Source organism: Lacisediminihabitans changchengi (assembly GCF_016634425.1).
Taxonomy (GTDB): Bacteria; Actinomycetota; Actinomycetes; order Actinomycetales; family Microbacteriaceae; genus Lacisediminihabitans; species Lacisediminihabitans changchengi.
The window spans coordinates 382,790-396,744 of the sequence record NZ_JAEPES010000004.1; the positions used below are offsets into that span (position 1 = coordinate 382,790).

16 protein-coding genes are annotated in these 13,955 nt (G+C 66.7%); 13 read left to right on the forward strand and 3 right to left on the reverse strand.

The window, feature by feature from the left end:
• Window positions 1-23: 23 nt before the first annotated feature.
• On the reverse strand, window positions 24-650 hold the full coding sequence (gene mftR, locus IV501_RS13000) for a mycofactocin system transcriptional regulator MftR (RefSeq protein ID WP_200556748.1): 627 nt from the start codon (window positions 648-650) through the stop codon (window positions 24-26).
• A gap of 100 nt (window positions 651-750) precedes the next feature.
• Between mftR and mftA the strand changes: the two genes are divergently transcribed.
• The 12 genes from mftA (at window position 751) to mftF (ending at window position 11,511) form a co-directional block, all read left to right on the forward strand.
• Window positions 751-849, forward strand: coding sequence for a mycofactocin precursor MftA (gene mftA, locus IV501_RS13005; RefSeq protein WP_200556749.1), 99 nt, complete (start codon window positions 751-753; stop codon window positions 847-849).
• A 9-nt stretch (window positions 850-858) separates the two neighbouring features.
• Window positions 859-1,134, forward strand: a complete 276-nt coding sequence (mftB, locus tag IV501_RS13010; RefSeq protein ID WP_200556750.1) for a mycofactocin biosynthesis chaperone MftB — start codon at window positions 859-861, stop codon at window positions 1,132-1,134.
• Window positions 1,131-2,531 (forward strand): mycofactocin radical SAM maturase, encoded by a 1,401-nt coding sequence (gene mftC, locus IV501_RS13015; RefSeq protein ID WP_234698525.1) that lies wholly within the window; start codon window positions 1,131-1,133, stop codon window positions 2,529-2,531. The genes mftB and mftC overlap by 4 nt, the downstream gene beginning before the upstream one ends.
• A gap of 126 nt (window positions 2,532-2,657) precedes the next feature.
• A complete protein-coding gene (locus tag IV501_RS13020) occupies window positions 2,658-3,467 on the forward strand; it encodes a mycofactocin-coupled SDR family oxidoreductase (RefSeq protein WP_200556751.1) in 810 nt (269 codons plus the stop codon).
• Window positions 3,468-3,483: 16 nt separating this feature from the next.
• Window positions 3,484-4,302, forward strand: a complete 819-nt coding sequence (locus IV501_RS13025) for a mycofactocin-coupled SDR family oxidoreductase (protein WP_200556752.1) — start codon at window positions 3,484-3,486, stop codon at window positions 4,300-4,302.
• Between the two features lie 62 nt (window positions 4,303-4,364).
• Window positions 4,365-5,198 (forward strand): mycofactocin-coupled SDR family oxidoreductase, encoded by an 834-nt coding sequence (locus IV501_RS13030; protein WP_200556753.1) that lies wholly within the window; start codon window positions 4,365-4,367, stop codon window positions 5,196-5,198.
• Between the two features lie 2 nt (window positions 5,199-5,200).
• Window positions 5,201-6,034, forward strand: a complete 834-nt coding sequence (locus IV501_RS13035; RefSeq protein ID WP_200556754.1) for a mycofactocin-coupled SDR family oxidoreductase — start codon at window positions 5,201-5,203, stop codon at window positions 6,032-6,034.
• A 90-nt stretch (window positions 6,035-6,124) separates the two neighbouring features.
• Window positions 6,125-7,051, forward strand: a complete 927-nt coding sequence (locus IV501_RS13040; RefSeq protein WP_200556755.1) for an AAA family ATPase — start codon at window positions 6,125-6,127, stop codon at window positions 7,049-7,051.
• A gap of 96 nt (window positions 7,052-7,147) precedes the next feature.
• Window positions 7,148-8,026, forward strand: coding sequence for a vWA domain-containing protein (locus tag IV501_RS16220; protein WP_200556756.1), 879 nt, complete (start codon window positions 7,148-7,150; stop codon window positions 8,024-8,026).
• 60 nt (window positions 8,027-8,086) lie between these two features.
• Window positions 8,087-9,391 (forward strand): pre-mycofactocin synthase MftD, encoded by a 1,305-nt coding sequence (gene mftD, locus IV501_RS13050; RefSeq protein ID WP_200556757.1) that lies wholly within the window; start codon window positions 8,087-8,089, stop codon window positions 9,389-9,391.
• 9 nt (window positions 9,392-9,400) lie between these two features.
• The gene (mftE, locus tag IV501_RS13055; protein ID WP_200556758.1) at window positions 9,401-10,105 is read left to right on the forward strand and encodes a mycofactocin biosynthesis peptidyl-dipeptidase MftE; all 705 of its coding nucleotides are present in this window, start codon (window positions 9,401-9,403) and stop codon (window positions 10,103-10,105) included.
• Complete coding sequence (mftF, locus tag IV501_RS13060; RefSeq protein ID WP_200556759.1) at window positions 10,102-11,511, forward strand: mycofactocin biosynthesis glycosyltransferase MftF; 1,410 nt, start codon at window positions 10,102-10,104, stop codon at window positions 11,509-11,511. Before mftE ends, mftF begins: the two co-directional genes overlap by 4 nt.
• 16 nt (window positions 11,512-11,527) lie before the next feature.
• On the opposite strand, the gene arr is transcribed toward mftF, so the two are convergent.
• Window positions 11,528-11,938: an NAD(+)--rifampin ADP-ribosyltransferase gene (gene arr / locus IV501_RS13065; protein ID WP_200556760.1), complete on the reverse strand. Its 411-nt coding sequence runs from the start codon at window positions 11,936-11,938 to the stop codon at window positions 11,528-11,530.
• Between the two features lie 65 nt (window positions 11,939-12,003).
• Here arr and IV501_RS13070 point away from each other — a divergent pair, with 65 nt between their 5' ends.
• Complete coding sequence (locus IV501_RS13070; protein WP_307812281.1) at window positions 12,004-12,630, forward strand: nucleoside/nucleotide kinase family protein; 627 nt, start codon at window positions 12,004-12,006, stop codon at window positions 12,628-12,630.
• A gap of 8 nt (window positions 12,631-12,638) precedes the next feature.
• Here the strand turns inward: IV501_RS13070 and IV501_RS13075 are convergent, their stop codons facing one another.
• Complete coding sequence (locus IV501_RS13075) at window positions 12,639-13,829, reverse strand: AI-2E family transporter (protein WP_200556761.1); 1,191 nt, start codon at window positions 13,827-13,829, stop codon at window positions 12,639-12,641.
• Window positions 13,830-13,955: the final 126 nt, after the last annotated feature.

Below are 13,955 nucleotides of genomic sequence, written 5' to 3' on the forward strand. Positions count from 1 at the left end.
TATCGTCCTCGCACCCGAAAGCGCTAGCCGCCGTCGCCCAGCGATTCCGCCGAGAATCCGTCACGGAGCATGGCGAACGCGGACTGCAACAGCTCGGTGAGATCGGCGTCGTCGTGCTTGAGCCATTGCTCGTAGGCGGAGAGCGAGGTGCCGAGGAAGATCCAGGCGATCGCCTGAGGGCGGATGCTGTCTTCGGGGATTCCGAGCCGATACGCCGCGTAGTCCGAGACCACCCTGCGCCACTCGACGTAGCGCAGCGTCGAATGCGCGACGAGAGCCGGAACGTTCAGCAGCAGGTCCATGCGCGCGCGGTGAAACGGCACCTCCTCGACCGGGAAGCGGTTGAACTCGATCACCGCGACCGACAGAGCCTCGACGAGCGGCATGTCCTCCGGGAGGTTCGCCAGAAGCTCGCGCATCGATGCGAGCCCCGCATCGAAGTCCCCCCACGGCAGATCGTTCTTCGAGGCGAAGTACCGAAACAGGGTACGGCGGCCGATTCCGGCGGCTGCGGCGATGTCGTCGACGGTGGTCTGCTCGAATCCGTTCTCGATGAACAGTTGCAGCGCGATGTGGCTCAGCTGCGATCGCGAGGTGGAGGGTTGGCGACCAATCCGGACGCTCGCTTGGTCGTCGCTTGTGCTACTCACAGCAAGTTCCTCTTCCCATCGGCACTCGGTGTCATTAGTGTGAAATCAATCACAGGCACCGTCGACACAGCAGTCGATAACTAGCACGAGGAGATTCGCCATGGGTCCCACAGAGCAGGCCGAAGAAGTGACCGACATCGTCGAAACCGACACTCTCGTTGAAGAAGTGTCCATCGACGGCATGTGCGGCGTCTACTAAGACGACCCGATGTCTACCGTCGACCTCGACCAGGGATGGGATCTCCATCCGAAGGTCTCGGTCAGGCCGGAACCGTTCGGGGCCCTGCTGTATCACTTCGATACCCGGCGTCTCTCGTTCCTGAAAGACCGCACCCTCCTCGCGGTGGTGCAATCCCTGTCCGCCTCCCCCACCGTCCGTGACGCGTTGACGTCAGCGGGCGTGGGTGACGCGGATCTCCCACGGTACCAGCGTGCTCTCGACACGCTCGCCCAATCATCCATGGTCATCGAAAGGGCAGCATGACCCTCCTGGACTCACCCCGCAGCGCACCACCGGCACCGACGCCGGGAACACGGCTGGTCGACCTGTTCGAGTACGGTCTCGACGCCCCGATCTGCCTCACCTGGGAACTCACCTACGCGTGCAACCTCTCCTGCGTTCACTGCCTGTCGAGCTCCGGACGGCGCGATCCGCGCGAACTGACCACCGATGAGGCCAAGGCCGTCATCGACGAGTTCGAACGGATGCAGGTCTTCTATGTGAACATCGGCGGCGGCGAGCCGACGGTGCGCCCCGATTTCTGGGAGCTGCTCGACTACGCCACGGATCATCACGTCGGGGTGAAGTTCTCGACCAACGGCATCAAGATCACCCCGGAGATCGCTCGACGCATCGCCGCCAACGACTACCTCGACGTGCAGATCTCGCTCGACGGTGCGACCGCAGAGGTCAACGACTACATCCGCGGCCCCAAGTCATACGACACGGCGCTTCGAGCGCTGCAGAACCTGTACGACGCCGGCATGAAGAACTACAAGATCTCGGTGGTCTGCACCCGCCAGAACATCCCCCAGCTCGACGACTTCAAGGAGATCGCCGACCGTTTCGGCGCACAGCTGCGCCTCACCCGCCTGCGTCCGTCAGGGCGGGGAGCGGATGTCTGGGACGAACTGCACCCCACCCACGAGCAGCAGCGCGAACTCTACGACTGGCTGGTGAAGAACGGCGAGGGCGTGCTGACCGGTGATTCCTTCTTCCACCTCTCCGCCTTCGGGGATGCCCTGCCCGGCCTGAATCTGTGCGGCGCGGGTCGCGTGGTCTGCCTGATCGATCCGGTCGGTGACGTGTATGCCTGCCCCTTCGCCATCCATGAGGAGTTCCTCGCCGGAAACGTCCGCTCCGAGGGCGGTTTTCAGGAGGTCTGGCAGCACTCCGAACTGTTCCTACGCTTGCGCGAACCGCAGTCGGGCGGGGCCTGCGCCTCGTGCAACTTCTTCGACACCTGCAAGGGCGGATGCATGGCCGCCAAGTTCTTCACCGGCCTCCCCCTCGACGGCCCCGACCCGGAATGCGTCCAGGGCTACGGCGAGGAGCTGCTCAAAAGCCGCAAGGAGAAAGACGGCGGGCCGGTTCTGCCCACCTCCGCAATCGTCGATCACTCGCACCGCACGACGAGGAAGGTGCGCGAGGGCATGGGGCCGGTGCAGCTCACTCTGAGCAGGCGCTCCGGGATCGCGCCCACCGGCGTCAACGCCGACTGTGAACCCGACCCGCTGATCGGTTTCAGGCAGGCCGCACCGCCGGCATCAGCACAGCCTGCATCACCACCGCCGGCATCCGCCAGTGCGCTCGTGGGGAAGAACTTGCTGGGACCCACTACCTCGGGCTGCGCTTGCGGTGGCGATACCTGCGCTAGCTAGATCTTCGAGTCACCGAGAACCGCGTTTTGCCACGCGGTCCTCGGGCGACCCGGGAAAAGGTTCCCACCAGAGAACCGTTCGACACACACAAGTTCGATCAACTGAATAAGAGAGAAGGAACATGCAATGGGGCGTGTAGAAGGCAAGGTCGCGTTCATCACTGGAGCAGCTCGAGGACAGGGACGCAGTCACGCACTGAGGCTCGCCCAGGAGGGCGCAGACATCATCGCCGTGGATCTCTGCGACCACATTCCGAACGTCCAATACCCCTCCGCCACCGAGGCGGACCTGGCAGAGACAGTGCGCCAGGTCGAGGCGCTCGACAGACGGATCATCGCCAGCAAGGTCGACGTGCGCGATCGGGCCGCGATGAAGAAGGCGATCGACGACGGCGTCGCTCAGCTCGGCCACCTCGACATCGTGGTCGCCAATGCCGGAATCTGCGTCATCGCCGCGTGGGACGAGACCACGGAAGACATCTTCGACCAGACCATCGCGACCAACGTGAAGGGTGTGTGGAACACCGTGAGCCTGACCGCTCCGCATCTCGTCGCGGCCGGCGGTGGATCGATGGTGCTGACCAGTTCTGCCGCCGGCATCAAGGGGCTGCCGTTCCTGAGCGCTTACGTCACGGCAAAGCACGGTGTCGTCGGAATCATGCGGTCGTACGCCACGGAGCTCGCCGAGTACAACATCCGCGTCAACACCCTGCACCCCACCGGGGTCGACACCCCGATGGGCGACATGCCCGACAACCCATTCGGCCCCCTGCTGGAGAAGCACCCGAGCCTCGGCGGGATGCTCGCCAACCTGCTGCCGATCCAGATCACCCAGCCCGTCGATCAATCGAACGCCGTGCTGTTCCTCGCTTCGGACGAAGCCCGTTACATCACCTCGACGGAGCTGACCGTCGACGCCGGCAATACGCGGTACTGAAAAGGAGAAGAAACCCATGGCAGGACAACTCGAAGGAAAAGTCGCCTTCATCACCGGCGCGGCCCGCGGTCAGGGCCGCAGCCACGCCATCCGTCTGGCCCAGGAAGGAGCCGACATCATCGCGATCGACATCGCGGCGCAGATCGACACCGTTCCCTACCCCATGGCCACCGAGGCCGACCTGGCCGAGACCGTGAAAGCGGTCGAGGCGCTCGACCGACGCATCGTGGCGTCGGTGGCAGATGTGCGCGACAAGAGTGCACTGCAGACCGCATTCGACCAGGGCGTCGCCGCGCTGGGGTTGGTACAGATCGTCTCGGCGAACGCCGGCATCGCGCCGATGTCGCTGCACCCGTCAGCTCAGGAGTGGCAGGACGTGCTCGACGTCAACCTCACGGGTGTCTACAACACCGTCGAGGTCGCCATTGCGCAGATGATCGAGGGCGGCAAAGGCGGGTCGATCATCCTGACCAGCTCGACAGCGGGGCTTACCGGCATCGGTGGCAACACCCCCGGTGGACTCGGTTACACCGCTGCCAAACACGGGGTGGTCGGGCTGATGCGCGCGTATGCGAACTACCTTGCCCAGTTCTCCATCCGGGTCAACACGGTTCATCCGACCGGGGTGAAGACGCCGATGGTGATGAACGAGGCAATGCAGGAGTTCATCCAGTCCGACCCCGCGATGGGCCAGGCGATGGCCAATGCCCTCCCGGTCGACATGGTCGAGCCCGTCGACATCTCCAACGCCGTGCTCTGGCTGGCGTCGGACGCGGCGCGGTACGTCACCGGAATCACGCTCCCGATCGACGCCGGTTTCGTGAACAAGCGCTGATCGATCAGCGCTGCTCGAACCATCGGTGCAGCGCGAACAATAGATAGAGAGAAGAAAGCATCATGGGAAGACTAGAAGGCAAGGTTGCCTTCATCACCGGGGCCGCCCGCGGCCAGGGGCGCAGCCATGCGGTGAGGATGGCGCAAGAGGGCGCAGACATCATCGCGATCGACATCGAAGATCAAATGGGAACCGTTCCATACGACATGGCAACGCCTGCGGACATGGCCGAGACCGTCAGACAGATTGAAGCCCTCGACCGCCGCATCATCGCCTCGAAAGCGGATGTTCGCGACTTCGACGCGGTGAAGGCCGCGCTGGATGACGGCGTCGCCCAGCTCGGAAAGCTCGACATCGTCTCGGCCAACGCTGGAATCTTCAGCTTCGGCACGATGGAGGAGCTCACCGACCTTGAGTGGGACGAGCTGCAGGATGTGAACCTCAAGGGCGTCTGGCACACGGCCAAAGCCGCGATCCCCCACCTCCGAGCAAATGGCGGCGGGGCGATGATCCTCACCAGCTCATCGGCGGGTGTGAAGGCCGTGCCCAACATCGGTCACTACGTCGCCGCGAAGCACGGCGTCATCGGATTGATGAAGACCCTGGCGCTCGAGCTCGCAGGAGACATGATCAGGGTCAATACCGTCAACCCGACGAGCGTCGACACGGACATGATCCAGAACGCGGCGACGGCCGCGCTCTTCGCGCCCGACCTGCCGGTGGAGGAGCGCACCCGGGAGGTGCTCGGCGAGAGATTCAAGACGATGAACGCCATACCGATCCCCTGGGTCGAGGCCGTCGACATCTCGAACGCGGTGCTCTTCCTTGCCTCAGACGAGGCGCGGTACATCACGGGGGTCGTCTTCCCCATCGACGCCGGACAGTTGGTGAAGTGATCATGGGACGGGTAGAAGGCAAGGTCGCGTTCGTTTCCGGCGCTGCTCGCGGGCAGGGACGCAGCCACGCGCTGCGGCTCGCCCAGGAGGGCGCCGACATCATCGCTATCGACATCGAAGGCCAGATCGACTCGGTGCCGTATCCCATGGCGACTCCGGATGACATGGCCGAGACGGTGCGGCAGGTCGAGGCACTCGATCGCCGCATCATCGCGACCAAGGCCGACGTTCGAGACTACGACGCGGTCAAGGCCGCGGTAGACGAGGGCGTCGCTCAGCTCGGGCGGTTGGACATCGTCTCGGCGAACGCGGGCATCTTCAGCTTCGGCGAGAGCGACAAGCTCGACGAGGAGCACTGGCAGGACATGCTCGACGTCAACCTCACCGGGGTATGGCACGTGGCGAAGGCGACCATCCCGCACCTGAAGGCTGCGGGCGGCGGCGCGATGATCCTCACGAGCTCCGACGCGGGGCTCAAGGGCATGGCGAACATCCCGCACTACGTGTCTGCCAAGCACGGTGTCGTCGGCCTGATGCGCACGCTGGCGCTCGAGTTGGCGCCGCACTTCATCCGGGTGAACACGCTGAACCCGACCACGGTGAATACGGACATGATCAAGAACGCGGCGACCTACGCCCTGTTCGCGCCCGATCTGCCCACCGAGGAGCAGACGCTGGAGAACATCCAGCCGCGCTTCACCGCGATGAATGCGATGCCGATCCCGTGGGTGGAGCCGCTCGACATCTCGAACGCCCTGTTGTTCCTCGCCTCGGACGAAGCGCGCTACGTCACCGGCGTCGCACTCCCGGTCGACGCGGGCTGGCTGCTCAAGTAGCGCGGGCACCGAAGTATCGGAACACCCACTGGTGGGGGCGGCCATCGCCGTCCCCACCTCACCCGAGCGACTCAGAAGAAGGAAGCACCCATGGCACAGCTCGCGCACGCCGCCACCGACATCATCGCGACGCGCGATCGCATCGCCGCACACATCGTCGGCCGTGAGCGCGAGCTGGAACTCACCCTGGCCGCCGTCGCCGCCGGCCGCGACATGCTGCTCGAGGGTCCCCCAGGAACCAGCAAGACGACGATGCTGAAGGCGATCACCGAGGAGTGGGGAATCCCGCTGTTCTTCGTCGAGGGCAACGCCGATCTCACGCCGGCCAAGCTGGTCGGCCACAACAATCCGGCGCGCGTGCTTAGGGAAGACTACAGCGCCGACAACTTCGTGCCTGGGCCGCTGGTACAGGCCATGGAGGCGGGTGGATTTCTCTACATCGAGGAGTTCAATCGCGCACCGGAAGACACGCTCAACACCCTTCTGACCGCGATGGCCGACCGCTCGATCACCGTGCCCCGGGTCGGCACCTTCGTCGCGCTCGCGACATTCCGGGTGATCGCCTCGATGAATCCGTACGACAACGTCGGCACCACCAGACTCTCGACGAGCGTCAGCGACCGCCTCAACCGCTTGGCCGTCGAGTATCAGGACGCCCCAGCCGAGCGCGGCATCGTCGAACTCCGCACCGCGGCGGCCGGCGCCCTCGGCGAGCGCCTGGTGGCGGATGCCGTGGCCGTCACACGCGCGACGCGCGAGCACGCAGACATCCGGCAGGGCAGCAGCGTGCGCGGGGCCATCGATTCGGTGCTGGTGGCCGGTCAGCTCGCACTGCTGCGCGGCCTGGACGGTCCGACAGACCGCGACTACCCCGAACTGTTCTTCGACGCGATGATCGTCGCGTTGTCCGGCCGCATCCACCTGGACGAGGCCGCGGCGACCACGCCGGAACTCGTGCTGAGGGAGATTTGGGAGGACCGCTTCATCCTGGATCCGGCGACGGCCGAGCCCGGCTGAAGGGAGGTCGAGGCGGACTCGCCCATCCAGCGCAAGAGCGAGAAGGCGCGCGCTCCGCTGCGACGCACGCCCAAGACCCTCGAGGAAGAACCCACGGTGTTCGAGCCGTCGGCGGGCAGCGGCGGAATGGTGCTGCAGCCGAAGGGCGAGAAGCGCGGCACTCCGGGCAAGCCCCCGCCAGGGACGATGGCCACCGGGATGACCGACGAGGATGCCTCGCTGGTGCCCGGCGACCTCGACGCCGTGCCGGCCGATCCGCTCGTGCGCGCCAAGGCGACCGAGATCATGGCGCGGCTGGCCATCCCTCGGCCGCGCACCGACCGCTCCGCGCGGCGCGGTTCGGGAACACTCGCCAGCATGCGATACAGCTACGGGTCCGACGAGATCGACCTCGACCGCACACTCGAGGTGCTGGCCGAGAAGCCGTTCCCCGACGACGAAGACATCATCGTTCGCGATCGAGTGCGCACCCGTCGGGCGGTGGTGCTCGCGGTAGACGTGTCCGGGTCGATGAAGGGCGAGCGGATGCAGAGCGCGGCCGCCACGGTCGGCGCGCTCTCCGCCGAACTGCAGCGCGATGCTCTCGGGGTGATCGCCTTCTGGTCGGATGCCGCCGTGCTGCTCGATCTGGGCCGACCGATTCGCCCCCTCGATCTGCTCGACACCATGCTGCAGATGCCCGCCCGGGGGCTGACGAACGTCTCATTCCCGCTGGAGTTGGCGGCGCAGCAGCTGTCACGGGTCCCCGCTCGCGATGCGCGCGTGATCCTGCTCTCCGACTGCGTGCACAACGCGGGCCCCGATCCCCGAATCGCCGCTGCACGGTTGCCACGGCTCGACGTGCTGATCGACGTGAGCGGCGAGAAAGACATCGAGCTGGGGCGCGAGCTCGCGGCCAGCGGGCACGGAACAGCGCAACTCATTCGCACCTATCGGGATGTGGCGCCCGCCCTGAGTGCGCTGTTCATCACCTGATACCCCTTGATATGACACTGGGTGCCATTAGTCTGAAGAGAGAGAACAGAGGAGTTCATCATGGCCAGGAATGCGTGGTTCGAGACGGTAGCCGAGGCGCAGCGTCGCGCGAAGAAGCGGCTGCCGTCATCCGTCTACGGAGCGCTCGTCGCCGGTTCCGAGCGCGGGTTGACCATCGACGACAACATGGGCGCCTTCGCCGAGCTGCAGTTCGCGCCCCACGTGGCCGGGCACAAGGCAGAGCGGGACCTGTCGACCACGGTCATGGGCATCCCGATCTCATTCCCGGTGATCATCTCCCCCACCGGCGTGCAGGCGGTGCACCCGGAAGGCGAGGTGGCGGTCTCCCGTGCCGCCAACAACCGCGGCACCATCATGGGCCTCAGCTCGTTCGCCTCAAAACCGGTCGAAGAGGTCACCGCAGCGAACCCGAACACGTTCTTTCAGATGTACTGGAGCGGCACCCGCGATGCCATGGTGCAGCGGATGGAACGTGCTCGCGCCGCCGGAGCGAAGGGCCTGATCTCGACCCTCGACTGGTCGTTCTCCAACGGACGCGATTGGGGCAGCCCGCAGATTCCCGAGAAGGTGAACCTCAAGGCGATCTGGGACCTCGCACCGAACGTGCTGCCGCACCCGAAGTGGCTCTGGACCTTCGCCAAGACCGGCCGCATCCCCGACCTGACCGCGCCGAACCTCACGCCCCCCGGCGGTGAGGCTCCGACCTTCTTCGGCGCATATTACGAATGGATGCAGACCCCTCCTCCCACCTGGGAAGACATCGCCTGGCTGCGCGAGGCCTGGGGCGGTCCCTTCATGCTCAAGGGCGTCACCCGTCTCGACGACGCCCGCCGTGCGGTCGACGCCGGCGTTACGGCGATCTCGGTCTCCAACCACGGCGGCAACAACCTCGACTCCACGCCGGCGACCATCAGGATGCTGTCATCCGTCGCCCATGAGGTGGGCGACGAGATCGAGGTCGTGCTCGACGGCGGCATTCGCCGCGGCAGCGATGTGGCGAAGGCGTTGGCACTCGGAGCCCGTGCCGTGATGATCGGTCGCGCTTATCTGTGGGGCCTCGCCGCGAACGGCCAGGCTGGCGTCGAGAACGTGCTGGACATCCTGCGTGGCGGGCTGGACTCGGCGATACTCGGCCTCGGACACTCGTCGATCCACGAGCTGTCGCCGAATGACTTCTACATTCCGCCGACGTTCCAGCGCACCCTGGGCGCCAACCCGCCTGCGCGCACCGCGAGCGAGGCGAGCGAGGCGACCGGCGAGAGCGCTCCGGCCGCGACGACCCTGCCTCCGGTGCCCGAGCGGCGCGCGCGAGTCGCCCCGAAGGCGACGGCGGCCGCCAGCTAGCCTGAGCGAATGATCCACGAGTTGGCGACGGGAGCGTGGCCGGGATTCGAGGGTGCGCCGCTGCTGCTCGTCCCCCTCGGCTCCACCGAGCAGCACGGCCCTCACCTCCCCTTCGACACCGACGCGGTGATCGCGACCGCGGTCGCGCGGGGCCTCGTGGAGCGGCTGGCGGGTGACGCCGTCATCGCCCCGACCCTGAATTACGGCTCCAGCGGGGAGCATCAGGGCTTTCCCGGCACCGCCTCGATCGGGCAGGAGGCGCTGCGCTCGCTGCTCATCGAGCTAGTGCGGTCGGTCGACGCATGGGCGGGGAGCGTGATCTTCGTCAATGGGCACGGGGGCAACATCCGCCCCCTCTCGACTGCCGTGACCGAGCTGATCGCCGAGCAGCACTCGGTGGCCTGGCTGCCCTGCGCCGTGCGCGGAGGCGATGCCCATGCCGGGCGCACCGAGACCTCCCTGATGCTGCACCTCGCCCCACAGACGGTTCGCCTCGAGCACGCCGAGCCCGGAAACACCGCCCCGCTGAGCGAGCTCACCGACCTCGCGACCGGGGGGCTGATCGCGGTCACGGCCAACGGCATCCTCGGGGATCCGACCGGAGCCACGGCGGCCGAAGGCGCGGAGCTGCTCGAGGCCATGATCGCCGGGGCCGCCCGCCGGGTCGCCGCCTGCTCGCTCGACGCCCGTGGCTGCCTGAGGGACGCCGAGTGACCCTTCCCGCTCCTCACCTGCCGCTCGGCTTCACTGTCGAGCTGAATCGGCGTGCTCGCCTGACTGACGGCGGCCGGTCGCTCATCGGCGGCTCCCCCACTCGGGTGCTCTACCTCACCGAGACCGCCGCGCGGTTGATCGTCGACGGGCGGGTGACGGTGACGGATGCCGCGTCCCGCGCGCTCGCGGACCGCCTGCTCGAGACTGCCATCGCCGACCCGGTGCTGGCATCGCTGCCGACGCCGGACCCGGCAGAGGTCACCTACGTCGTTCCGGTCTACGGCCGGCCCGCGGCGCTCGAACGGTTGCTCGTGAGCATCGGCGATGGATCACGCGTGATCATCGTTGACGACGTCTCGCCCGATCGGGCCGCAATCGTGGAGGTCGCCGAACGCTTCGGAGCCGACCTCGTTCTGCTCGAGCAGAATCACGGCCCCGCCAACGCGCGCAATGTGGGGCTTCGCCGAGTGACCACTCCATTCGTCGCCTTCGTCGACTCCGACATCGTGCTCGACCCGGCGGCGACACCGGCGCTGCTCGCCCACTTCGCCGATCCGCGGGTGGCGCTGGCCGCACCCCGGGTGCTCGGACTGAGGGATGACCGCGGGCTCAACTGGATCGGACGCTACGAGGAGGCGCGCTCCTCCCTCGACCTCGGCATCCACCCCGCGACGGTGCGACCACGCTCCCCGGTGTCGTGGGTGCCCGGCGCCTTCCTGGTCGGCAGGGTCGATGCGATCGGCGATGGTTTCAGCGCCGAGATGCGCGAGGGAGAAGACGTCGACTTCGTCTGGCGACTCGCGGCGGATGGCTGGCGCATCCGCTTCGAACCGGCCGCGCGGGTGTGGCACGAACACCGGCAGACCACGCGGGACTGGCTCGGTCGAAAGGCGTTCTACGGCAGCTCGGCGCACCCGCTGGCGCTGCGGCATCCGCACGACATCGCGCCAGCGGTGCTCGCGCCGTGGAGCGTCGGCGTGATCGCGGCGCTGCTGGCCGGGCGCCGGTGGTCGGTGCCGGTTGCGCTCGTCATCTCGACCGTGGCCGCGGTGCGGATCGCCCGGCGACTGGGGCGCAGCGAGCATCCGTATCGGGTTGCCACGCGGCTCACCGCGGCGGGTGTCGGGGCCTCGATCACGCAGGCGATGGCACTGCTGGTGCGGCACTGGTGGCCGGTCGCGGTGATCGCGAGTTTCTTCTCCACGAGCATCCGGCGAGCGCTGCTGCTCTCCGCCGTGGTGGACGCCGCACTCGAGTATCGCCGCACCAGACCCGACCTCGACCCGCTGCGGTTCGGCGTCGCGCGGCGTCTCGATGACCTCGCCTATGGCACCGGCGTGTGGTGGAGCGCACTCAAGGGGCGGTCGGTGCTGGCGCTGCTTCCCGACATCCGCAGCAAGTTCTGACCGGATCCCGCCGGCGTCAGTTGATGATCTCGCCGCGCTCGTCCTGGGCGAGAACGGCGAGTCGCTCCCGCCAGCCCTGCAGCGCCTCGGGGGTCAGCCGTTTCCAGTCGGTGACCTCGGCGACGATCCTGATCGGATCAGCGCTGCGATACGACCGCGTGGGATTGCCGGGGAACTTCCTGTCGGTGACGTTCGGGTCGTTCTCGAATGCTCCGGTCGGCTCAACGAGGTAGACCCGCGGTTCCGCGTCCCCCGCAGCAAGCTCCGCCGCGAGACCGGCGCCATCGGCAACCGCCGTGAAATAGATGTGATTCATCACTATCTCGGGCCGGTAGTTCGACCGGAAGCCGGCGGTGAGCAGATCACCGAGTTTCAGGTCGGCCTTCGTTCCATGGAAGAACGGACCATCGTCTAGCGCTCCACTCATCGCGACAGTTTAAAAGACCTTCCCGTTTCGACGCCACCGCGCCAGAGCATGGGTAGGCTTTTCGAGTGAAGACGTCACCGGTGCTGACCTCCCTGGCAGAGGTCGCGGCCACGATCCTCACGCTCCCCGGAGCCGGCCGCGAGATCGTCGGAATCGCCGGTGCCCCCGGCTCGGGAAAATCCACGATCGCCGCGCGGGTGGTCGAGTTGCTCGGCCCTAGCGCCGCGCTGCTGAGCATGGACGGCTGGCACCTGCCGCAGGCTCGGCTGGTCGAACTGGGTCGCCGCGAACGGATGGGAGCGGCCGACACCTTCGACGTTGACGGCTTCGTGCGCACTCTCGCCGACCTGCGCGCCTCCACCGGCACGGTGACCGCACCCGGTTTCGATCGCACGATCGAGGAATCCGTGGCCGACGCGATCTCCATTCCGCCCGAAATACACACGGTCGTGGTGGAGGGAAACTACCTGCTGCACGACGGCGACGGGTGGGAACGCGTCGCGTCGCTTCTGGACGCGACCTTCGTGATCCGGGTGAGCCCGGACATCCGTCGCGCCCGCCTGATCGCCCGGCACGAACGGTTCGGCAAGACTCCGGATGATGCTGCCGCCTGGGCACTCGGACCGGACGAGGCAAACGCCCGGCTCATCGACCTCGGCGCCGGCCGGGCGGATTACACGATCGCGCTGTAGCCCAGCGGCTAGCTACCGATGGCGCGCTCGCGCGGGGAGCGACGCTTCTCGAACTCCTGCGTGCGCGCGGGTTCGGGAGTATCGATGCCGGGCTCGGGCACGATCGGGTCGTTCCACTGCTTGATGACCGCCCAGGCCACGGCCGCAGTCGGGACTGACAGCAGGGTGCCGACGATTCCGCCGAGGATGGTGCCAGCGGTCAGAGCCACCAGCACGACCAGGCCGTGCAGCTGCAGCGACCGTCCGAGCACCACCGGGGAGAGGAAGTTGCCCTCGAGCTGTTGCACCGCGATCACGATGATCGCCACCACGATCGCGGCGGTGAGGTCGACGGTCACGAGGGTCACCAGGGCTGCGATGATTCCGGCGGCCGTGGCACCGACCAGTGGGATAAAGGCCGCGATGAATACGACGATCGCCAGGGGAATCGCCAGCGGAACTCGCAAGATGAGCATGCCGATGCCGATGCAGACCGCGTCGACGAGGGCGACGATCGTGGTGCCGCGCACGTAGCCGCCGAGCGACTGCACCGCGCTGTCGCCGCCGCGACGGAGTTTGGCGTGCAGTATCGGCGTGAACGGGGAGATCAGGAAAGCCCAGATCATCGGGCCGTCTTTCATGAAGTAGAACAGCACGATGACGGCCAGCACGGTGCCGGTGATCAGCTCGATCGCGATAGACGCGCCCGTAGTCACCCCGGCGAGAGCGCCGGTACCGAAGTCGGCGCTGGTCACGAACTGCGTGAGCGTCTTCTGGATGTCGGCGATCTGCTGTTTCCCGATCGGCAGGTCGCCGCTCTGAATGAAGTCGCCGACCGCCGTGATGCCGTTGGTGACGGATTTCTGCAGGCTCGAGAACTGCGACTGCACCTGGAACACGGCGATGGTCACTATGCCGCCGAGGACGATCACGCCGGCAAGCAGCGACAGGATCGCGGCGATGATGCGCGGCATGTGCTTCTCGAGCACCCGCACCAACGGGCGGAAAGCCGAGGCGACGATCAGCGCGATCAGCACCGGGATGACGACGAGCTTCAGCTGCACCGCGGCATAGACCACGAGCGAAACCACCGCGAGCACGATGAGAGCTTGCAGGCACCGCGTGGCGAGGCGGCCGAGAACATCCGTCCACAGCGCCGCCGGGGCGCGCTCGGCGACCGCGAAATCCGTAACCGTCTTGGCGCGCTCAGTTCTCCACATGACCCAGAGAATACGGGCGCCGTGCTCGGGCGGAAGGGGGTTGCGTCGGAGCGGCGGAACTGCACGGGGCGTCGGTGCGCCGCTGAACTAGACTGAACTAATCCACCAATCTCGAAATCGTTGGAG

Excerpts from the sequence above, each read along its gene's own strand:
- mftA (WP_200556749.1), top strand. The coding sequence starts at position 751 with ATGGGTCCCACAGAGCAGGCCGAAGAAGTGACCGACATCGTCGAAACC.
- mftB (WP_200556750.1), top strand. The coding sequence starts at position 859 with ATGTCTACCGTCGACCTCGACCAGGGATGGGATCTCCATCCGAAGGTC.
- mftC (WP_234698525.1), top strand. The coding sequence starts at position 1,131 with ATGACCCTCCTGGACTCACCCCGCAGCGCACCACCGGCACCGACGCCG.
- IV501_RS13020 (WP_200556751.1), top strand. The coding sequence starts at position 2,658 with ATGGGGCGTGTAGAAGGCAAGGTCGCGTTCATCACTGGAGCAGCTCGA.
- IV501_RS13025 (WP_200556752.1), top strand. The coding sequence starts at position 3,484 with ATGGCAGGACAACTCGAAGGAAAAGTCGCCTTCATCACCGGCGCGGCC.
- IV501_RS13030 (WP_200556753.1), top strand. The coding sequence starts at position 4,365 with ATGGGAAGACTAGAAGGCAAGGTTGCCTTCATCACCGGGGCCGCCCGC.
- IV501_RS13035 (WP_200556754.1), top strand. The coding sequence starts at position 5,201 with ATGGGACGGGTAGAAGGCAAGGTCGCGTTCGTTTCCGGCGCTGCTCGC.
- IV501_RS13040 (WP_200556755.1), top strand. The coding sequence starts at position 6,125 with ATGGCACAGCTCGCGCACGCCGCCACCGACATCATCGCGACGCGCGAT.
- mftD (WP_200556757.1), top strand. The coding sequence starts at position 8,087 with ATGGCCAGGAATGCGTGGTTCGAGACGGTAGCCGAGGCGCAGCGTCGC.
- mftE (WP_200556758.1), top strand. The coding sequence starts at position 9,401 with ATGATCCACGAGTTGGCGACGGGAGCGTGGCCGGGATTCGAGGGTGCG.
- arr (WP_200556760.1), bottom strand. The coding sequence starts at position 11,938 with ATGAGTGGAGCGCTAGACGATGGTCCGTTCTTCCATGGAACGAAGGCC.
- IV501_RS13075 (WP_200556761.1), bottom strand. The coding sequence starts at position 13,829 with ATGTGGAGAACTGAGCGCGCCAAGACGGTTACGGATTTCGCGGTCGCC.